At 43.0% G+C, this 19747-nt stretch carries 21 protein-coding genes; all 21 read right to left on the bottom strand.

Annotated features, from left to right (window positions below):
• Window positions 1-4 precede the first annotated feature (4 nt).
• Window positions 5-1570, bottom strand: a complete 1566-nt coding sequence (locus A9Z07_RS12520) for an HAL/PAL/TAL family ammonia-lyase (RefSeq protein WP_069579087.1) — start codon at window positions 1568-1570, stop codon at window positions 5-7.
• 1 nt (window position 1571) lies between these two features.
• The gene (locus tag A9Z07_RS12515) at window positions 1572-2501 is read right to left on the bottom strand and encodes an acyltransferase (RefSeq protein WP_069579013.1); all 930 of its coding nucleotides are present in this window, start codon (window positions 2499-2501) and stop codon (window positions 1572-1574) included.
• A gap of 4 nt (window positions 2502-2505) precedes the next feature.
• On the bottom strand, window positions 2506-3246 hold the full coding sequence (locus A9Z07_RS12510) for a glycosyltransferase family 2 protein (protein ID WP_069579009.1): 741 nt from the start codon (window positions 3244-3246) through the stop codon (window positions 2506-2508).
• A gap of 8 nt (window positions 3247-3254) precedes the next feature.
• Entirely contained in the window at window positions 3255-4928 is a 1674-nt protein-coding gene (locus A9Z07_RS12505) for an AMP-binding protein (protein WP_069579003.1), read from the bottom strand.
• A 6-nt stretch (window positions 4929-4934) separates the two neighbouring features.
• Window positions 4935-5486: a septation protein IspZ gene (locus A9Z07_RS12500; protein ID WP_069579000.1), complete on the bottom strand. Its 552-nt coding sequence runs from the start codon at window positions 5484-5486 to the stop codon at window positions 4935-4937.
• Complete coding sequence (locus A9Z07_RS12495) at window positions 5483-5731, bottom strand: acyl carrier protein (RefSeq protein ID WP_004775608.1); 249 nt, start codon at window positions 5729-5731, stop codon at window positions 5483-5485. Before A9Z07_RS12495 ends, A9Z07_RS12500 begins: the two co-directional genes overlap by 4 nt.
• A gap of 11 nt (window positions 5732-5742) precedes the next feature.
• Entirely contained in the window at window positions 5743-6003 is a 261-nt protein-coding gene (locus tag A9Z07_RS12490; protein ID WP_004775609.1) for a phosphopantetheine-binding protein, read from the bottom strand.
• Window positions 5987-6808, bottom strand: coding sequence for a lysophospholipid acyltransferase family protein (locus tag A9Z07_RS12485; RefSeq protein ID WP_139126642.1), 822 nt, complete (start codon window positions 6806-6808; stop codon window positions 5987-5989). Before A9Z07_RS12485 ends, A9Z07_RS12490 begins: the two co-directional genes overlap by 17 nt.
• Complete coding sequence (locus A9Z07_RS12480) at window positions 6793-7407, bottom strand: beta-ketoacyl synthase chain length factor (RefSeq protein ID WP_069578996.1); 615 nt, start codon at window positions 7405-7407, stop codon at window positions 6793-6795. Before A9Z07_RS12480 ends, A9Z07_RS12485 begins: the two co-directional genes overlap by 16 nt.
• Before the next feature lie 253 nt (window positions 7408-7660).
• Window positions 7661-9070 carry a ribosome biogenesis GTPase Der gene (gene der, locus A9Z07_RS12475; protein ID WP_004775614.1) on the bottom strand — a complete coding sequence of 470 codons (1410 nt, stop codon included), beginning with the start codon at window positions 9068-9070 and terminating at the stop codon, window positions 7661-7663.
• A gap of 378 nt (window positions 9071-9448) precedes the next feature.
• Entirely contained in the window at window positions 9449-10591 is a 1143-nt protein-coding gene (gene bamB, locus A9Z07_RS12470) for an outer membrane protein assembly factor BamB (RefSeq protein WP_047429262.1), read from the bottom strand.
• Window positions 10591-11289, bottom strand: a complete 699-nt coding sequence (locus A9Z07_RS12465; RefSeq protein WP_004775619.1) for a YfgM family protein — start codon at window positions 11287-11289, stop codon at window positions 10591-10593. The genes bamB and A9Z07_RS12465 overlap by 1 nt, the downstream gene beginning before the upstream one ends.
• A gap of 29 nt (window positions 11290-11318) precedes the next feature.
• Window positions 11319-12611, bottom strand: a complete 1293-nt coding sequence (hisS, locus tag A9Z07_RS12460; RefSeq protein ID WP_047429258.1) for a histidine--tRNA ligase — start codon at window positions 12609-12611, stop codon at window positions 11319-11321.
• The gene (gene ispG, locus A9Z07_RS12455) at window positions 12608-13723 is read right to left on the bottom strand and encodes a flavodoxin-dependent (E)-4-hydroxy-3-methylbut-2-enyl-diphosphate synthase (RefSeq protein WP_005259644.1); all 1116 of its coding nucleotides are present in this window, start codon (window positions 13721-13723) and stop codon (window positions 12608-12610) included. The genes hisS and ispG overlap by 4 nt, the downstream gene beginning before the upstream one ends.
• A 22-nt stretch (window positions 13724-13745) precedes the next feature.
• Window positions 13746-14543: a helix-turn-helix domain-containing protein gene (locus A9Z07_RS12450; protein WP_069578992.1), complete on the bottom strand. Its 798-nt coding sequence runs from the start codon at window positions 14541-14543 to the stop codon at window positions 13746-13748.
• Complete coding sequence (pilW, locus tag A9Z07_RS12445; RefSeq protein WP_004775625.1) at window positions 14534-15340, bottom strand: type IV pilus biogenesis/stability protein PilW; 807 nt, start codon at window positions 15338-15340, stop codon at window positions 14534-14536. Before pilW ends, A9Z07_RS12450 begins: the two co-directional genes overlap by 10 nt.
• Window positions 15341-15357: 17 nt before the next feature.
• Window positions 15358-16593 (bottom strand): 23S rRNA (adenine(2503)-C(2))-methyltransferase RlmN, encoded by a 1236-nt coding sequence (gene rlmN / locus A9Z07_RS12440; protein WP_004775628.1) that lies wholly within the window; start codon window positions 16591-16593, stop codon window positions 15358-15360.
• A 121-nt stretch (window positions 16594-16714) separates the two neighbouring features.
• Window positions 16715-17146 (bottom strand): nucleoside-diphosphate kinase, encoded by a 432-nt coding sequence (ndk, locus tag A9Z07_RS12435; RefSeq protein ID WP_004775629.1) that lies wholly within the window; start codon window positions 17144-17146, stop codon window positions 16715-16717.
• A 108-nt stretch (window positions 17147-17254) separates the two neighbouring features.
• Window positions 17255-17455: a Fe-S cluster assembly protein IscX gene (iscX, locus tag A9Z07_RS12430; RefSeq protein ID WP_004775630.1), complete on the bottom strand. Its 201-nt coding sequence runs from the start codon at window positions 17453-17455 to the stop codon at window positions 17255-17257.
• Between the two features lie 107 nt (window positions 17456-17562).
• Window positions 17563-18114, bottom strand: coding sequence for a phosphatase PAP2 family protein (locus A9Z07_RS12425; protein WP_004775631.1), 552 nt, complete (start codon window positions 18112-18114; stop codon window positions 17563-17565).
• 32 nt (window positions 18115-18146) lie between these two features.
• Window positions 18147-19418 (bottom strand): glycosyltransferase family 4 protein, encoded by a 1272-nt coding sequence (locus A9Z07_RS12420; protein ID WP_069578989.1) that lies wholly within the window; start codon window positions 19416-19418, stop codon window positions 18147-18149.
• Window positions 19419-19747 lie beyond the last annotated feature (329 nt).

Below are 19747 nucleotides of genomic sequence, written 5' to 3'. Positions count from 1 at the left end.
GCTCCTATGCCTTTTCCCGAAACTGATTGAACAATTCAAAGTTGTCGAAACGATCAATGATTTGTTGTAATTCAGTTTGTAATGGACGGTCTTCTTCAAGTAATGCAAAACTTTGTAAGGTCCATTCGACAAAGGCTTTTAAACTTGGACTGAGTTGTGAAACCACACCTTTTAAATGCACCGCCTGTACGCTGGCACAACATAAAGCCGCCAGAACCTGCTGAGTCAAGGTAATCACACGAGTTGCATCCCGTGCTGCAATGGTACCCATACTGACTTTGTCCTGATTATGACATTCGGTAGAACGAGAAAAAATAGAGGCCGCTAGCGTATGCTTCAATGCCTCGGCAGTCCAGGCCGACACCCCGATTTGTACCGCTTTAAAACCATGATTTAGTGGCAAGCGGTCTGCACCAGAGCCTGTCAGATTACGCGGCAATCCATGATTCATCTTATGATCAACCAGTTGTGCAATTTGGCGATCCATCAGATCCGCAATATTGGCAATCATGATCTTTAAACTGTCCATAGCCTGTGCAATATGCCCGCCATAGAAGTGTCCACCATGAAGGACCCGTAAGTTCACAGGATCAATCAACGGGTTATCGTTACTCGAATTTAATTCATTTTCAATAAACTGGCGCAACCATGTTTTTGAATCTTCAAACACCCCAATAATATGCGGTGCACAACGTAAGGAGTAACGATCCTGCAAACGTGGACTTTGATGTGCTGTTTGTACTTCACTATTCAGCCATTCACGTAGTTGCTGTGCAATCAGCTGCTGCCCCGGATGAGGCTTTTGTGCAAATAGAACTTCATCAAAATGACTTGGATTCCCTTCAAGTGCCAGTACATTTAAGGCCGTAATCAAGGTACTTGCCAATGCCACCTGTTCAGCCTTTTTATAGTTTAAGCAAGCAATCGCTGTCATCACAGCGGTACCATTCATCAGAGCCAACCCTTCTTTGGGACGCAAGATGAGCGGCTGAACTCCTTTCTCTGCATAGACTTGGGCGATCGGCACAACCTTAGCTTGTGCATAGACATCCCGCTCGCCGACTAAAGCACCAGCAATATACGATAAAGGGGTCAAATCACCACTTGCGCCGACAGAACCTTCTGATGGAATCACAGGAATGATATTTTCATTGAGCATCCAGACCAGACGCTCCAGCAATGCCAAAGAGACACCTGAATAACCACGCGCCAATGAACAAAGACGTGTGATCACAACCGCACGTGCAGTGATTAGGTCCAGATTTTCACCCAAACCACAGCCATGAAAACGAGACAAATGCAAAGGCAGTTCATTGACTTGATGCATGGGAATTTCAACCAGACAGGAATCGCCATAACCCGTGGTTACACCATAAATCACACCTTCATCAAGCAAGAGTTGATCTAAAAAGTCAGCCCCGCGTTGAATCAATTCACGCCAAGCCGTTGACGTAGGTAAAGCCACTTGCATCTCTTGGCGGGCAACAGCCACCACATCTTCGATACTCAGCGCTTGTTCCCCCACAACCAGAACAGGCTTGACCCTTACTTCAATTTGACTTGCATTCACGTTATTTTGTCCAAAACTGATAAAAATTAAACCATTGATACGGTGCACGTAAGCAATGCTGTTCTAATACGGTGACATAGGATTGTGTGATGTGTTGCATACTGCTTAAACGGGTTTTACGCGGTAAATCGACCTGTTCAGCAATCGAATGAATATGCACCTGAAAGTTTTGCTGGGCACGATAACAAAACACTGCCAGCACAGGCACCTTGAGTAAATTTGCCAGAATCCATGCACCTTGAGGTAAAGCTGCCGCTTGCCCTAGAAATTGTACAGTTTGCACACGATCTGATTGCACAGGGACACGATCTGCGGCCACGATGACCCACTCACCTTGCTGCATTTTTTCCTGCAACAATATCGCGGTTTCAATTCCCAGTTCATCGACAGAAATTAAATTCACATCGGCTTTATCATTAATTTTTTTTAAAAACTGGTTAAATTGAGACGCGTGTTTTTGATAGACCAGCACGTTAATTTTTTGTGGATGTTCAGATTTTATCGCACGCAACAATTCAATATTGCCAAAATGCGACACCACAATAATCGTACCTTTCTGATAATGCTGCTGAAAATGCTCATGCCCGAATAGCTGTAATTTTTGTTCAGGAATATGACCTAACCAGCCTTCAATTTTATCTAAAATGCATTCGCCGAATTGCATAAAATGCGTATAGCTATTGGTCCAGTTCGGCATCGCTTCAAACGGCGATTGTGTGCCTGCAAACTGATGCAAACGTTGTAAATATTGCAGCGATGCCTTACGTGCAGTCACGGCAAAGAGCCAATACCACATGATAATAAAGTACAGCACGACACGGCATAACCAGCGCCCGCCACAACGATAAAAACCAAGCATGAGCATCAAGGGTAAAAGCCCGCCACGCTCTTTAATATCGTGCCAAGTGCGATCTGTTCTGTGCTGTACCATAAAATTAGTCAGCCTTGATCTTATGCCAGACTAATTTAGGCAACCGAATCAGCATGCCAGCAAATAGCCTTGCATGGGCTTTGCTTAAACCGAGATTATCCCGCCACACATTAAAATGAGAAATGCCATGTTCAGGATAAATCACCTTGGTCGGCACATTTACAAACTGGATATTTTCCCACTTTAACCGTACCAAAATCTCACTATCAAAGCCCATTCGTGGCTGGAATCGAGCTGTGTTCAGGACTGGCATTGTTTGCGCCAATGGATAGATGCGGAAACCGCACATACTGTCTTTAATCTCAAAAGACAGGCTATTCAGCCAGACCCAAAAGTGTGTGACATAACGACCATAGAGGCGCTTTTTAGGTACAGAAGCATCAAAAACAGGTTGCCCAATTACCATCGCCTGTGGATGCTGTTGCGATAACGCAATAAATTTCGCCACATCGTCCCAACAATGCTGACCATCTGCATCGATCTGCAATACATGGCTCATGCCCCGTTGTGCTGCATGTTGCAGGCCTGTGATCACGGCTTGGCCTTTGCCTAAATTTTCTGGATGCTCAACCAAATCGACCAAAGCATTGTGTTGTGCCAGTTGATGCAGAATCGCTGTACAGGCAGCATCACTGCCATCATTAACCAAGATGATCGGATACTGGAACTGAGATAAATGCTGTACCAGATCAGCCAGATAATGCGGATGATTATAAACAGGAATCACAATGCTATATATCAACATAACTACCCCTAAACCTCATCAACGGCAAACGAAAGACGACCAGAAGCCAAAGTCTGTTCTACGGCAGTCATTTCAAAGCTAATTTTATGCTGTTTTCGCGTTAATTTTAATTGTATCACCGCATAAGGACGTATCAGATTCTGGAACTTGATCTGCTCCAAGCCCTGACACTCATTTAAATCAGACCAGCTATTCTTGGCAAACTGTTGAATAAAACTGATCTGCCCAACGCCAGGATAAATCGGTTGATTTGGAAAATGTCCTTTAAAACATTCCAGTTCAGGAGGGAACTCGAGTAAAAGATACTGCTCATCCTGCAACTGCCACTGTGATAAAACCACGGGTTGTAGCATTGGTGCAAAAAGCGCTTTTAAATAGTTTTTATCTCGTTTTGACTGCGCATTTTGTGGAATCTGACTGAGGAAACGCCATTGTCTTGGAATCGCAATGGTTTCAAGCTGAAACTGGAGTTGCTGCTTTAACTTCTTCACAAATGTAGCTTTACCCAGTTCAATCAGTTGTTGCTGAGCCGCTGGTGTAAGCACCACAATGCACGCCAGAATTTGGCGATTCTGATGTTCCGTCACCAAGGCATGACTTTGTTCAACCTCAACCAAAGTATTGATCTGCTGTTCAATGGCATCCAGACTTAAACGCTTTTCTTCGAGCTTGATAATCCGATCAAGTCGCCCCAATAGTTTAAATTGCTTCAGATTGATATCGATCCATTCAGCAGCATCCCCAGTGACGATCCAGCCAGACTCACCGGCATGGTTACTTTGCACCATAAGCTGCGTAGTCGCCGAAATCTGAATCTCAACATTATCAAATGCTGCCCACGCGGCCTCATCCTGATGACGGTGTGCGATGCCTCCCGTTTCGGAGCTACCCAGAACCTCCACAATCGGTACATTCAGATGCGGACGAATACCTGCATCCAGTTTTCCACCTGAGCTAAAGGCCATTTCACAATGTTTTAAGGCTAAATCCTGACTCCAACGTTTTAATAGCGCAGGACTTGAGATCACATAATTTGTCCAACCCGCTTGAGCTAAACGCTGTTGTGCTTGAATAACATCTTCTGGGAAAGCCAGTTGTGTATTGAAAAAAGGACGGCCCGTAGCTAACGGTAAAAGCAGCTTAAACAATAATCCATAGATATGTTGGTGGCTAACCGTCGCAATCGCAGCACTTTTTTCATTGAGCTGGAAACTACTGGCCAAGCCTGAAACTTCATTTAAAAGCTGCTTTAAGGTCCGTTCAATCTTTTTCGGTTCCCCTGTTGAGCCAGAGGTAAAAAACATCACTTCCGCCTGATCGAGGAATTCATCTTTTTGTAATCTGATCAGGTTCGCTTCATGTTCACTGCGCTTTAAAGATGCTTGAACAGGTTGACGTTCAAGAAAATGGATATCTTGCTGTAAAAATTGTTGCTCTAAATCACGCACTCGATGCGGCGGTAAAATAATTTTTTTGTTCGCGAGCAAGCCTGCAAAAAACAGAACGCTAAATTGGTAACTGTCCTGCTCCCATAACGCCCAGATCTGTTGAGGTAAATTTTGAATAGCCGCTGTCTGTTCAGCAACATCTTGCCAAAAGTCCGCATAAGAAATGGTTTTAAATTCAGCACTAATACAAAACGTTTTCGCTGAATCTGTATCGTTATAAAAGAAGATAGGCATAGTATTTTAAGATGTTGTTTGATTTAAACGTTGATGTCTTTTGCGCAAGATAAACTCACCCAATAATAAAATTCCCATCAAAACGTAAGAGATAAAACCATTATAGATCACCCAAAACTTCATTGGCGCAAAGCAGGTTGCCAATGCAATCAGGGCATTGATACTAAAAAATATACACCAGACCACAGTCACTTTACGTGTCCACTGTACTCCCGATGCAGGTAAATCAGGTTCCATCAGACGGGCAAAACGCTCAATCATGGAAGGTGGCTTATATAATGTCAGGGCAAAGATAAGCAAAGCGCCCAAACTCATCCCAACGGGATAAAGCTTTAGCCAGGCATGATCTTTTAAAATCAGACTCAAACCACCACAAATAATGGCCAGTCCAGTCAAAGGTAACATCAAGTCTTTTTTCGCACTGACTAAACGAAGTATACCCAAAACGACGAGTAAACCACTGACCCAGAGAAACTGACCATGCGATAGACTCCATCCGACAATAAAGGGGTATAACACAAAAAATGTGATCACGCCCCCTCTGAACAGATGTTTCATTCAGCCGTCATATTCTGAATGACAATAACCACATCTTGTACTGTTCTAACGGCTTTAAAGTCTTCTGGCTTCACCTGCTTGCCAGTCAGTTCTTTAATTTTCACCACTAAATCCACAGCATCAATACTGTCGACATCGAGATCTTCATATAAATTTGAATCAAGCTGAATATCGTCAGGCTCAATTTCAAATAAATCCTGCATCCATTCTCTTAATTTTGCCAGCACCTGTTCTTGAGTTAACATCGCTCTACTCCTTAAACTGCTTGCTGTGCTTCAACCAAAGCCACTAGACTTTGAACTGATTTAAAATGTTGTTTGGTCTCATCTGACTCGGCATTCAAATGAATGTTGTAACGCTTTTTCAATGCCAAGCCCAACTCTAGAGCATCAATTGAGTCTAAACCCAAACCCTCACCAAAAAGTGGAGCGTCGGTTTCAATATCACTGATGCTAATATCCTCAAGTGCGAGAACATCAATAATCATTTGCTTTAATTCATCAGCAAGATTGCTCATTTTTAGATAACTCATCATTAAAAATTTGATAAAACTGTTGATTCAACTGACGTACCTGCTTAGGGCTAACGTCTGAATCCGCTAATAGGTCTTTGACCTCAATTGCATCGAGTACCTTAATTTCAATATGAAAAGGCTGCGCAGGCACATGATACCATTTTTCATTTTTGGTTAAGGTCGACGGTGTACAACGTATCAACACTGGACGCACTGGCACATTGGCACGGATGGCAATATTTGCAGCACCGCGTTGAAACTCGTTCAGAGATTCGCCTTTTTCCGTGCGGGTTCCTTCAGGAAAGATCAATAATGAAGCTGCGCCCTGCTCTTTTAAGCGAACTACGCAATCCTCAATAAACTGCTGCGAACCTGCATTTAGAATATAACCTGCGCTACGGACTGGCCCACGCGTAAAGGGATTTGACCATAGCGATTGCTTAACCACACAATTGGCTTGTTGCATCAGACCAATCATTACCACCACATCAATCAAGGTGGGATGATTGGCAATCACCAGTTCTTGGCGACTATTTTGTAGTTTTTCCAGCCCTTCTACCGAATAGGTCATGACGCCTAACTTAACCATCATTTCGGTAAAGCCTTTAAAGCTATAACGAATCACTTGCTGTGCACGTTGCTGGCGGATTTGTGGATCACGGCTGGTCACATGAACCAGAGGCGCAACCAATGTTGCAATGCCGATACCGCCTGCACCAAAACTTGCAAAGCTAAATCCTGTGGCGGCAACACGCCAAAAATAATTGGTTTTTTGTTTAATCTGCTTGAGCTTTAACATTTTTTCCATCTCACTACAGACAGGTTTTCTTCTACAGATTGCCAAAATTGGTAAAAAGCCAAACTTTCCATGTGTTCTGAACCAGATAATGCTAGAACCTCTAAATTAGGTTCTTCCAGACTCACAACCGTTGCCAACGAAAATGCTGGAAAATCAGATGCATCACTATAGAGATCAGGTAAAGCTTGATCATAAGCCACCACCAAAACACGCTTTACTGTGGTGCTGGATTTTAAAATGGCATAGGCTTCGATCAAGGCTTCGGTCCATTCACAACTCAGGCTTGTAGAAGGTGTATCGTCCTGACACAAAATCGAATATAAGCCTGCAATCGCATTATGGACAGAGGTTGAAAATTGTGTAGGTGATGGTGTTTGTTCTTGTAATACATCTTTTAGAATATCTAAAGTTTTTTGCTCATCCCCGTATTTTGAAACCCAGACGATATAATCTGCATGCTTGCCTGCCAAAGCGGTTAATGCGCCATGGAGAGCCATTTTTGCCAATGGAGATAAACGACGACGTTGCATTGCAGGAATAGCCTCTAGCGCAGCATAGTTTTGCTGTGCATAGGTAAGCTGAGGCTGCGTTAGATGTAATTTAAACATGCAATGCACAATCCAATCTGGTTTAAAAAATAGACAATTTAAGGAAATTTTGCGGTGGCATTATAGCACTAGCACGAAAATTAACAAAAAATATATTTTCATTATATTTCAATAACTTACACCTAAATACTTATTGTCAATTTTCTCTAAAGTCTAGCTAAACAAAAAACCTGATTATTAATATTTATTAATAAAACAATAGAACCAAAAAAAGCCCAAAGCAAACTTTGGGCTTTTGAGCATTAAGTACGGCTTAACGCTTGAATTTCTTTTCTGCTTTTTTAAATTTCTGAACATAACGACGTTTACGTGCTGCAACGCGTTCATCCACTTGCGACTTACGTCCTTCAAATGGGTTTTCAGAAGTTTTAAAGTCAATACGAACGGGTGTACCTTCAAGCTTATACACTCTACGGAATACATTTTCCAGATAACGACGATAATCCGCTGGGGTCTTATCCACCTTATTACCATGAATGACGATCGTTGGTGGATTTTGTCCGCCCATATGCGCATAACGCATTTTAATACGACGACCACTGATCATTGGCGGCTGATGTGCCTCAGTTGCATCACTTAGAATCTGAGTCAGTTTTGCAGGTGAAACTTTTAAGTTTGCTGACTCATAAGCACGGTGAATCGAAGGATAAAGCTCGCCTACACCAGTACCATGTAAAGCTGAAATTAAATGGATTTTTGCCCATGGAATAAAGTCAAAACGGCGTTCAACATCAAGTTTACATTGCTTACGATCATATTCGGTCATGTTGTCCCATTTGTTGATCGCAATGACCATGGCACGGCCCGCTTCGAGCGCATAACCAATCAAATGTAAGTCTTGTTCAACAATCCCTTCACGTGCATCGACAACCACAACCACAACATGCGCATCTTTCATCGCTTGCAAGGTTTTAACGATTGAGAATTTCTCAATCATCTCATCAACCTTACCTTTACGGCGTACACCCGCAGTATCAATCAAGGTATATTGACGACCATCACGCTCATAAGGAATATAAATCGAGTCACGCGTTGTACCCGGCTGGTCAAACGCAACAACACGTTCTTCGCCCAGTAAACGGTTTACCAAAGTCGATTTACCGACGTTTGGACGACCAATAATCGCTAAACGTAAACCTGTATTTTTGTTGTGCTCGTCTGGATTTTCATCTTCTGGAACTTCAGCCAACACTTCTTCAAGCATTTGCTGCACCCCACGACCATGACTGGCCGCAACCTGCATCGGTTCGCCCATACCGAGCTTATAGAATTCAACTAATGCAGCTTCTGCATGTACACCATCGACCTTATTGGCAACCAAATGTACTTTCTTGCCCAATGTACGTAGCTCACGAGCAATTTGCTCATCCGAAGCCAATAAGCCAGCACGTGCATCAACGACAAAAACAATGATGTCTGCTTCATGGATTGCAGTTTTTGACTGCTCTGCCATGTAGGAGTCAATGCCACCTTCATTCTCACCAATACCGCCCGTATCTACGACAATGAATGATTTATTTTGATAAACCGCATCGCCATATTTGCGGTCACGAGTTAAACCAGCGAAGTCAGCAACCAAAGCATCACGACTTTTGGTGATTTGGTTAAATAGCGTTGATTTTCCGACGTTTGGACGACCAATGAGCGCAATAACGGGTTTCATAGATTAACCTTGATATAGAGAATAACCTTGAGGTATGAATGATCATAATGGGATCTTGCCGAGTACTCATCCTATTTTGGAATAAGCCGTCGGCTCGACCTACTTTTCTTTCGGGAAAAGTAGGCAAAACCATTGTCATCCGCAAAACTCGTTCATTGTCATCGAGTCTCTTGACCCATCACAGAAACCACATCTAATCAATGTAGTCCTGTCTCAAACAGTTGCGGATGACGTTTTCGAGTACCATATTTCAGTTAAAATTTGATACCGAACTCAAGTAAATAAAATAAAAATTCGGGGCTTTGATAATCAAACACCCCGATATATGTTTTGTCTAGCAATAGCTAATTGAGCATTTTACCACAAGCTAAGGCAAAATTATCGATTCTGCCAAATGGTTAATGCACCTTTTCGAGTGGCAACATAAAGCTGATTATCAATCACACGTAATGAACGGACTTCACCGCTGGTTTTCGCACGACCGATCAACTTGCCTGATGCTGGATTAATCAGATGAAGTACTCCATCCAAGTCACCAACAACAAGGTTTTGTCCCAACATCACAGGGTTGCTCAACTGACGATTTAACAATTCTTCATTCTGCCAAACCAACTCGCCAGTCGCCAAGCTATAAGCGTTTAACTTACCATCGGTTGTAGTCACAAATACTTTATCTTCGGCAACTTCAGCACTGTTGGTACTGCTTGCATCTTCACTCCACACCACACGTTGTGAAGCAAGATCTGTCACGGTTACCTGACCTTGGAAGCTGGTCGTTACAAGGAATTGACCAGCAACCACTGGATCGCCAACCACATCAATCAAACGTTGAATGTCTGAACGACCATCGCTAATCGCAACACGGCGCTGGAAGCGAGGTACACCACTGATGATATCTAGCGCATACACATAAGCATTTGCAGAACCAATCAACACGGTACGATCATCCAAGCGAACTGGGGCTGGCTGACCACGTAAACTAAACTGTACGTTTGGCAGTTTATAAGCCCAGACTTGCTGACCTGTTACCGTATCATGTGCAAACACAGTACCATCATTGGCAATGGTAATGACGCGACCAGACTGAATCAAAGATGGCGACAGAATTGCACCAGACAATTTTGCTGTCCACTTTTGCTCGCCTGTGGCCTGATCTAAACCAAATAACTGTCCTTTGCGATTACCGATTACAACAATCCCTTCTCCGGCTTCAACACCCGCAGTCAGTTCTTGTTTGGTAATCTTGCTTTTCCAAAGGCGTTCTTTACCTTTGTAAGCAGAAACCTGACCATCAGGGTCAATCGCAAAAATCACACCATTGTCTGTATCCAGTTGCAAGCGCAATGCTTCAGCAGCTTTTGTAGACGAAACACTTTGTGAAAAAACAAGGTTTAAACTTTGTTCTTGCGTGATTTTTGGCAATGGGTTTGGTTTTGCCTCTTTTACTTTATTGCTCGAACATCCAACAAGTAAAGCTGAAGCAATTGCAATTGCCAAAGGAAGTTTTAGTTTATTCTGCATTAAGACTCATCCACTTTGGTATCTAAGATCGGGCGCTCAAACTCAGGATCATCTACTAAAACGCCAACACTTTCGAGTTTAATTTGTAAAAGCTGACGCTCTTGTTTACGCTCGAGCAAGTTATCCCATGCACTTTGATACGCTTTACGCGCAGATTCGTTATCTTTTTTCGCAACAAAAATGTCACCGCGAAGCTCATCAGCAGTGGCCTTGAACGCAGGCTCTGTCACAGCAGATAAAGTTTTTAACGCATCATCAAACTTGTTTTGTGCCAACTGAGCATCAGCCAAACGTAATTTAACAACTTGTAGCAAACCCTCATCTTTCACTTTTGAGTTTTCAACTTTCTTCAAAGCTTTCTCAGCAGCAGCATAGTCTTGCTTTTCATACGCAAGCTTCGCCATGATAAATTGCGTCTGAATCGCTTGAGCAGAATCAGCATCATCTTTCACAATTTTATCTGCAGCTTCAGATAAGGTTGCAAAGGCATTTGGCTGACCCGTGGCAGCTTTGGCCTCATCCATCAACTTCTGTACCTTCGCGGTCTGGTTCTGAGATTCAGCAAGGGTCTTTTTTTGCCAGTATTCCCATCCGAAAAAGGCAATCAAGGCAATGAGAATTCCGCTAATGATTGCAGAACCATATTTTTTGGCAAACGACTTTAAACTGTCGAGCTGTTCATCATCACTTAAACTCATGTGATTGTCCTTTTCCTAAATTTTTCAACTTATTGTTTAAATTTTTCGATCAAAAATGGCGTTAGCTCAGTTAAGGCAACCTGTGACTGTTCTGCTGTCGCAAGTTCTTTAATGAGAAGCTGCTGTGATTCCCACTCGCGCTCACCCAAGATCATCGCAAAGATCGCACCAGACTGATCGGCCTTTTTCATTTGGCTTTTCATGCTACCTTGTGAACCTGTTTTTAAACGAATCGGGCTATTTGCCGCTTCTAACTGATCACGAATCTGTTCAGCCAAAACCAAAGCTTTGGCTTGATAAGCAGGCTCAGCCAATAAGAAGATTTCGCAATCACGTACAGCTTTGGCTTGTTCAACTTGCTCAAGTAACAGTAGCAAACGCTCCATTCCCATCGCAAAACCAACCGCAGGGACAGACTGATCTGCTTTACCTTTTAGCTGTCCAACCAAGCCGTCATAGCGACCACCGGCACATACCGTACCTTGTGAACCCAACATAGTGGTGGTCCATTCAAATACGGTTTTGTTGTAGTAGTCCAAACCACGTACTAACTTTTGGTTAATCACAAACTCAATACCAGCATCGGTTAAATATTGCTGTAATTGCTGGAAGTGATTGATTGAATCTTCTTTGAGAAAATCATGCAACTTTGGCGCATTTTCCAGAATCTTTTGCGTTGATTCGACTTTAGAATCCAGAATACGCAATGGATTGGTGGTCAAACGACGTTGAGAGTCTTCATCCAAAGCATCTTTGTGCTGATTTAAAAACTCAACCAATGCTGCACGGTATTCTGCACGCTCGTCGGTTTCACCTAAAGTATTCAACTCAAGTTGAACCTTGTCAGCAACACCCATACGCTTCCATAAACGCGCGGTGAGTAAAATTAACTCTGCATCGATATCTGGGGTTGCCACACCAAAGGTTTCCACACCAAACTGGTGGAACTGACGGTAACGGCCCTTTTGCGGTTTTTCATAACGGAACATGGGTCCCATATACCACACGCGCGGTGTCGCGCCACGCAACAAATTATGTTCAAGCAACGCACGTACACAGCCCGCAGTCCCTTCTGGACGTAAGGTTAGTGATTCAGGCGGATTACCTTTGTCGAAAAAGGTATACATTTCTTTTTCAACGATATCGGTCGCATCGCCAATAGCACGTTTGAATAAACCGGTTTGCTCAACGATCGGTAAGCGGATCTGTTGATAACCATAAGCATCCATTAAAGATGCAAGTTGTTGTTCCAGACTTCTCCAAGCCGCTGTTTGCGTTGGAAGGATGTCATTAAAACCTTTGATAGCGACGATTGAACTCATGATGAACTACGAATAATTTCTTTAGATTTTGCTTCTTCAAGCTCTTGAACACGTTGACGAACCATTGTTTCAATTTCATCAACCAACTGATTTGTGTCAATTAAATGGCTCTTTTCGCCATTACGGTAGACCAGTGAACGAGGAGATGCTCCCACGATCCCGATATCCGCTTCTTTGGCTTCACCTGGACCATTCACTTTACATCCGATGACAGACAAGTCCATCGGAGTACGAATATCTTCTAAACGCTCTTCCAGCGCCTGCATCACCTGAATCACATTGAATTCTTGACGTGAGCAGCTTGGGCAAGCAATAAAGTTAATGCCGTTTGAGCGCAAGCCCAACGATTTTAAAATATCAAAACCGATTTTAATTTCATCTTCTGGTTCGGCAGCAAGCGAAATACGCATGGTATCGCCAATGCCTTCCATCAATAATCCACCAAGCGCAATCGCCGATTTCACCGTACCTGTACGATAAATTCCTGCCTCTGTAACACCGAGGTGCAACGGATTATCAATCTGTTGTGACAATAAGCGGTAAGCGTCCATGGTCAAAAACACATTCGACGCTTTTACGCTGACTTTGAACTCATGAAAATCTAAACGGTCTAGAATATCGATATGACGCATTGCAGACTCAAGCAAAGCCTGCCCTGTCGGCTCACCATATTTTGCTTGTAAGTCTTTTTCCAATGAACCCGCATTTACACCGATACGGATCGAAATGCCATGATGTTTTGCCGCAGCAACCACTTCACGTACTTTCTGATCTGAACCGATATTGCCGGGGTTAATACGCAAACAATCCGCGCCATAATCCGCGACAGCCAAAGCAATACGATGATCAAAATGAATATCCGCAACCAACGGCACGCTCACACGTTTACGGATTGCACCAAATGCCTCTGCCGCTTCCATTGAAGGAACAGAAACACGCATGATGTCTGCACCAGCATCTGCACAGCGCTGGATTTGCGCCACGGTCGCATCGACATCACAAGTTTCAGTATTCGTCATACTTTGAACACTAATCGGGGCATCACCACCGACATACACTGAACCGACACGGATTTTACGTGTTGGACGGCGTTTAATTGGGTTCACAATCATCGTATAGCTCTACTCTTTGTCATTAACGAGACAAACGGAATTCTGCTTTTCCATTGACGGTATATGGAGACAACGAAATTTGTTCCTGATTTAGCACCAGAGATACAGCGGTCGCATCATCTAAACGAATCTGGAATGGAGACTGACCACTCAAATTCAATGTCGATGCCTGACGACCTGTTGCCAATACTTTACCTGTTGCGTCCACAATATGCACAGAGGTTGGACGGTTAAAGTTCAGGACTAATTGGTCACCAGATGTTGCTGCCGTTGTATTTCCGCTCATTGGCAGAATTTCAACTTCAGAGTTTTTAATCTTTGGTACATCCGCATCATCCTTATGGCTTGATGTCCAATTCTGTACAGCCAGGACTGCTAACCATGCCAACAATGCAACAGCCGCCACAATCGCAATGCGTTTCAACCATTTACGGTTACGCACGCTTTTTGAGCCTGATAATTTCCCCATGATTTTAATCGGAGAATTATTCAAGGCATGGCTGGCTTTAAGACCTGTATCATTAACATAGATTTCATCAAAACGCTGAATAATCGCACTTGCATCCGCATTTAAATGCTTTGCATAAGCACGATAATAACCTTTGATAAAAGTCGCTTCTGGCAATGACTTATAATCATCTTGCTCTAATGCCGTCAAGGTTTTGACAGGCATGTTCAATACGTTTGCAATCTCTTCAATTTCTTTCTTTTGTGCAATACGAATTTGACGCAAATACTCACCAGGTCGTTGAATATTTCCTAACGCAGACGATGGCGAGGTTGAGCCAGTTGGCTGATGTGAATTTGGATTTATTTCCATACGGCCTCAGTACTGTACTGTAATTGCAAATAACGTTGATATTCTGGACTATCAGGAAATAAAGCGCGTAACTGATTGACTAACACTTGCATTCCTAACTGATCCGCATTTGCGCGAGCAATGCGTAAACCAATCCAAAGCGCACGGGCACCCTGGTTTTTCTGACCTACATTACGAACATATTGTTCGTATAGTTGCGATGCATCTCTATTATTTTGTTGCAAATAGAAAATTTCCGCCAACTCTAACATTGAAATTGTTGCGTTTCGATTCGCTTGTAGCGCCTGTTTGAATGATTTTTCAGCATTCGCAACATCGCCAAGTTTTAAATAGATTCGCCCCAGATTTTCCAGCGACTGAAAACGCTGATCATAACCTAGGGTTGCGCCCGCACGGGTAAATTGCTCAATGGCTTCATTATAGCGTTGCTGCTGGTACAAATATGTACCGTAATTATTACGAGCCTGAGCGTTATCCGGTTCGGTAGAAATAGCGCGCTTAAAATAAGACTCCGCTTTTTCCATATTTGCTGCACTACCTTCTTGTTGCAGCAAGATGCCCATCATCATATTGGCGTTGGCATCTCGGGAATTCAGTTTTAACGCCTGATCAAGCGAACGCTTGGCTGAATCCAGATCACGTGTACGAATATATTCTGCCGCAAGTTGTGTACGAACCTGCACCGCTTTTTCCGGATCTTTTTTTAATGTTGTAGATGGCGTCTGGCAAGCTGTTAAGCCCAGTAAAGTAAACACAACAGCTGTCGCTATAATCGTTTTTGATCGAGTTGTATTCAACGCTTTTTCCCCAAGTTTTATCCTTGTGTGCGCAATATTTCTTGTCGTTGCGCCACTTTCTTTTTCCACTGTTCAGCACGACGAGTACGGTCAGCAACCTGTCCTACCAATTGTCCACACGCCGCATCGATATCATCACCACGTGTCTGACGAATCGTACACACAAATCCGGCATCCGACAAAGTTTTTTGGAACGAAATAATACGGTTACGGCTCGAACGGCCATATGGTGCATGCGGGAACGGATTAAATGGAATCAGGTTGATTTTACTTGGTAAGTTTTTCAATAATTTTAACAATTGCTGTGCATGCTCAGGTTGGTCATTGACCCCTTCAAGCATCACATATTCAATCGTGACATGGCGACGAGAGCTTTCATTGCCATCTTTGCCCAAATAACGTTGGCAAGCCGCAATCAGTTGCTGTAACGGATATTTTTTATTGATCGGCACCAATTCATTACGCAGTTCATCATTTGGTGCATGCAGTGAAATTGCCAATGCAACATCAATATCCTGCGCCAGTTGATCAATCTTCGGAACAACACCAGAAGTCGATAAGGTCACACGGCGCTTAGACATGCCATAAGCAAAATCATCAAGCATCAACTGCATAGAACTTAGAACAGCATCATAATTGAGTAAAGGTTCGCCCATACCCATCATAACCACATTGGTCACGGTACGTTCACGCTCTGCAACAGGAACATCTTCCATGTAGGAGTAGTTCGCCATCCACAACTGACCAATAATTTCCGCTGGAGTTAAGTCACGCTGGAAACCTTGCTTACCGGTAGAACAGAATGAGCAATCCAGTGCACAACCCACTTGTGAAGAAATACACAAGGTTTTACGCGCGCCAGTTTTATCATCTGCTGGAATCAATACGGTTTCAACCAGCGAACCATCACCATCACCGACACGGAATACCCACTTACGGGTACCATCTTTGGAATAGTTACGATGCACCACTTCAGGCGCTTTAATTTCACAAATTTTTTCTAATTTTTCACGTAATTTTCCCGAGATATTGGTCATCTCGGCAAAATCTGTCACAAAATATTGATGAATCCACTTCATGACCTGACCCGCACGAAACTTTTTTTCGCCCAGATCTTCAAAGAATTTTTCCAGTTCAGCTCGAGACATGCCAAGTAAATTTACTTTATTATCGGCAGCTTGAACGACAGGCGTAGGAACAGACTGTTGTTTTTCATCTAAATTTTCTGATGAAACGACCACTGCAGAACTCATGTATATTTACCTAAACAATATCAGCGCTAAAAAATACTGTGCATTATTTACACAATACAATCTATAAAAAATAAAAAACCAGATAAGTAGTATACCACTTATCTGGCTCGAATACTTTGGATTAACGAGTGCGTGGGCAAATCTCGTTATCAGCAAAGAAGTAAGCGATTTCGCGCTCAGCAGAAGCAACTGAGTCAGAACCGTGAGCAGCGTTTTCGTCGATGCTTACAGCGAAGTCAGCGCGGATTGTGCCTGGAGCCGCTTCTTTAGGGTTAGTCGCGCCCAAGATATCACGGTGAGCAAGAACTGCGTTTTCGCCTTCAAGAACTGAAACAACAACTGGACCAGAAGTCATGAATGCAACGAGGTCAGCAAAGAAACCACGTTCTTTGTGCTCTGCATAGAAACCTTCAGCATCAGCTTGAGAAAGGTGTTTCATTTTAGTTGCAACGATTTTCAAACCTGATTTTTCGAAACGAGCAAAGATGTCGCCGATGTGGTTTTTAGAAACTGCATCTGGTTTTACGATAGATAAAGTACGTTCAATCGCCATGATTGACTCCTATTATGGTTTAAACTAAAAAAATTTGCCGCATTATACCGATGTCATCGCTAATAATCAGCTTGAATATGCAAAAGTTCAGCGATTTCTGACGAATTTCTAACGAACTTCATCCAGCCAAGCCATTTGAATGGCTTCAAGCAAACCTTCAGTTGATTTAGTAGGATCATCACTAAAGTCTGGTAAAGCACACACCCATGCATGTAGATCCGTAAATCGAATCCACTGTGGATCGACTTCTGGATGCGCTTCAGTGAGTTCAATCGCAATATCAATCGTATCTGTCCAGCGTAAGCCCATATAACAACCTGAATAAAAGTATGTGATTGAGCGTACTTTAACAAAACACCAGATTTAAGAGATAGTGTTGAAGTGCTAAATTGTCGCTAAAACATTTATATAATGCGTTACAAAATGAGATTAAAGCTCGGTGCCAGCAAAATGATTGCACTTGCAACCGATGCACCAATCACTGCACCCACAATGACATCGCTTGGATAGTGTAGTCCCAGAATCATGCGGGACAATGCGACCAAGATCGTAAACGGTAACATCAGGATCAATAACAACGGCTCAATATAGCCCAATGTGATGGTCACCATAACAGCATGTAGGGTATGACCAGAGGGAAAGCTAAAATGATCTAGTGGTCGCTCTCCCAAGATGATCACCTGATGTACCTGATAAGGTCTTGGACGCGTGGTTTTATTTTTTAAAAACTTATAAATTAAGGTTCCCACCGACCCTGCCCCAATCAGATACAAGATCTGCACACCGTACGCCAAACCGTGCATCACCCATACCGACAACAACATGACATACCAAAATGGACCATCGCCCAAACGACTGATCGTCTTAAAAAATAAAGCGACACGTTGCGACTGTGAAAGATGATTCAGGTAGACACACCCTTTTAAATCGAGATCCAGCATTTTTATTTTTGCATTTTGAAATTTCATACTCTTTCTCCTCTTCAGGATTTAGGTCGTCGTCATGGGAGACTCCTCACGACCTGATAAAATGCGTGTTCTAATTGTTGTACCGGAAACTGCCAACTGCTTTGTTGTACGCTTTCGCTGGCAAGCAATCCCATTTGTCTCAACTGTGGCAGCGCAGGTAAATGACAAATCGATTGAATAAAATCAGTCGTCTCTCCAAGCTGACTCAGCCAGCCTGTCACTTCATGTCTCACATGTTGATGCGCACAGACATAGTCATAGGCAACCACAGGTAGGCCACTGGCAATGGCCTCTAAAACGACGTTCCCGAATGTATCGGCTTGGCTGGCAAAGGTAAATACATCGGCACTGGCATAAGCCGCTGAAAGTTCCTTTCCACTCAAGCTCCCCATAAAGACAACATCACTGGATTGCGCCATCTTGCTCAGACGTGTCTGATCTGGCCCTTCTCCAACAATCACGAATTTAATATTTTTACCTTGTCGTGCCTGTAAAGCATGGAAGCTTTTCACCAACACATCGACTTCTTTTTCAGGTGATAAGCGTCCAACATATAGCATGACACGGGTGTCAGCATCAGCGCCCCATTGTTGGCGCAGCTGCTCTGAACGATGTTTCGGTGAAAACTTTTCGGTATCCACACCACGACCCACCACCACCAAAGGACACGTTACGCCAAAACCGCGTAAGGCCTGCTCTGTATATTGGCTTGGTACGCAGGTCACATCTGTACTGTTATGAAACCATGTTAAGTAACGCTGAATCGGCTTGACCAGAAAAGCCAGATCAAAGAAACGGCTAAAATCATGAAAGGCTGAATGGAAGCCACTAGAAACTGCAACCTTTCGCGATTTTGCGGCCTGCAAAGCGGTTAGACCCAATGGCCCTTCTGTGACGATATGCACTACATCAGGCATAAATTTTTCAAAGGCTTTTGAAACCTTGAGGTATTGCGGCCATCCGAATTGTACACTTGGATATTTAGGAATCGGCTGTGACATCACCAGACATTCCTGATCTGGGTGGAATTCGGTACATACTGCTTTTTGTGTTGGTCGTACCAGTAAAATTTTATGTCCAAGTCGCTGTAAACCCTGACACAATTGCATCATTGATAAAGCCACACCATTAATTTCTGGGGGCCAGGTTTCTGTCACAATTGCAATTCTGAGACGAGGACGAACTAAATCTTGAAGTTCAGACAATTCATCTTGTTTATTTTTGAGTTGTTTCCTTTTAAAGTAAAATTTAAAATTTTCAGGAAACTCTTGCTTTAATAGAGATGTCGCGTATGTACTCTGCATATCGCCATCCATTTGTGTCGTTATTTTCATGCTTTCAGCTTAAAAGCATTTTTTGACACTTTAATGATCAGTGTATGACAGTTTTTTGACAGTCTAAAAATAAAAAATACCCAACCTGAAACTGGGTATTTATACATAACACAATAAATACTTAACCTAAATTTGATCAGAAATATGGTACTCGGAAAGGTCATCAGCAACCTGCGCGATTTAAGCAAGATAATGTTTTTGCGATACATTTGGAATAAATTCCAAAAGTGAACAGGTTTTGCTGATGACAATGGTTTTGCCTACTTTTCCCAAAAGAAAAGTAGGGCGAGCCGCAGGCT

Origin of the sequence: Acinetobacter sp. YK3 (assembly GCF_001729365.1) — a bacterium.
In the GTDB taxonomy this organism is placed as follows: Bacteria; Pseudomonadota; Gammaproteobacteria; order Pseudomonadales; family Moraxellaceae; genus Acinetobacter; species Acinetobacter vivianii.
The sequence above is the reverse complement of the archived record's forward strand: the minus strand, read 5'-3'. Positions and strand labels throughout refer to the sequence as shown.

What these genes read in the sequence shown, in the direction of transcription:
- A9Z07_RS12515 (WP_069579013.1), bottom strand. Translation starts at nt 2,501, where the DNA reads ATGGTACAGCACAGAACAGATCGCACTTGGCACGATATTAAAGAGCGT.
- A9Z07_RS12510 (WP_069579009.1), bottom strand. Translation starts at nt 3,246, where the DNA reads ATGTTGATATATAGCATTGTGATTCCTGTTTATAATCATCCGCATTAT.
- A9Z07_RS12505 (WP_069579003.1), bottom strand. Translation starts at nt 4,928, where the DNA reads ATGCCTATCTTCTTTTATAACGATACAGATTCAGCGAAAACGTTTTGT.
- A9Z07_RS12500 (WP_069579000.1), bottom strand. Translation starts at nt 5,486, where the DNA reads ATGAAACATCTGTTCAGAGGGGGCGTGATCACATTTTTTGTGTTATAC.
- A9Z07_RS12495 (WP_004775608.1), bottom strand. Translation starts at nt 5,731, where the DNA reads ATGTTAACTCAAGAACAGGTGCTGGCAAAATTAAGAGAATGGATGCAG.
- A9Z07_RS12490 (WP_004775609.1), bottom strand. Translation starts at nt 6,003, where the DNA reads ATGAGCAATCTTGCTGATGAATTAAAGCAAATGATTATTGATGTTCTC.
- A9Z07_RS12485 (WP_139126642.1), bottom strand. Translation starts at nt 6,808, where the DNA reads ATGGAAAAAATGTTAAAGCTCAAGCAGATTAAACAAAAAACCAATTAT.
- A9Z07_RS12480 (WP_069578996.1), bottom strand. Translation starts at nt 7,407, where the DNA reads ATGTTTAAATTACATCTAACGCAGCCTCAGCTTACCTATGCACAGCAA.
- der (WP_004775614.1), bottom strand. Translation starts at nt 9,070, where the DNA reads ATGAAACCCGTTATTGCGCTCATTGGTCGTCCAAACGTCGGAAAATCA.
- bamB (WP_047429262.1), bottom strand. Translation starts at nt 10,591, where the DNA reads ATGCAGAATAAACTAAAACTTCCTTTGGCAATTGCAATTGCTTCAGCT.
- A9Z07_RS12465 (WP_004775619.1), bottom strand. Translation starts at nt 11,289, where the DNA reads ATGAGTTTAAGTGATGATGAACAGCTCGACAGTTTAAAGTCGTTTGCC.
- hisS (WP_047429258.1), bottom strand. Translation starts at nt 12,611, where the DNA reads ATGAGTTCAATCGTCGCTATCAAAGGTTTTAATGACATCCTTCCAACG.
- ispG (WP_005259644.1), bottom strand. Translation starts at nt 13,723, where the DNA reads ATGATTGTGAACCCAATTAAACGCCGTCCAACACGTAAAATCCGTGTC.
- A9Z07_RS12450 (WP_069578992.1), bottom strand. Translation starts at nt 14,543, where the DNA reads ATGGAAATAAATCCAAATTCACATCAGCCAACTGGCTCAACCTCGCCA.
- rlmN (WP_004775628.1), bottom strand. Translation starts at nt 16,593, where the DNA reads ATGAGTTCTGCAGTGGTCGTTTCATCAGAAAATTTAGATGAAAAACAA.
- ndk (WP_004775629.1), bottom strand. Translation starts at nt 17,146, where the DNA reads ATGGCGATTGAACGTACTTTATCTATCGTAAAACCAGATGCAGTTTCT.
- iscX (WP_004775630.1), bottom strand. Translation starts at nt 17,455, where the DNA reads ATGGGCTTACGCTGGACAGATACGATTGATATTGCGATTGAACTCACT.
- A9Z07_RS12425 (WP_004775631.1), bottom strand. Translation starts at nt 18,114, where the DNA reads ATGAAATTTCAAAATGCAAAAATAAAAATGCTGGATCTCGATTTAAAA.
- A9Z07_RS12420 (WP_069578989.1), bottom strand. Translation starts at nt 19,418, where the DNA reads ATGCAGAGTACATACGCGACATCTCTATTAAAGCAAGAGTTTCCTGAA.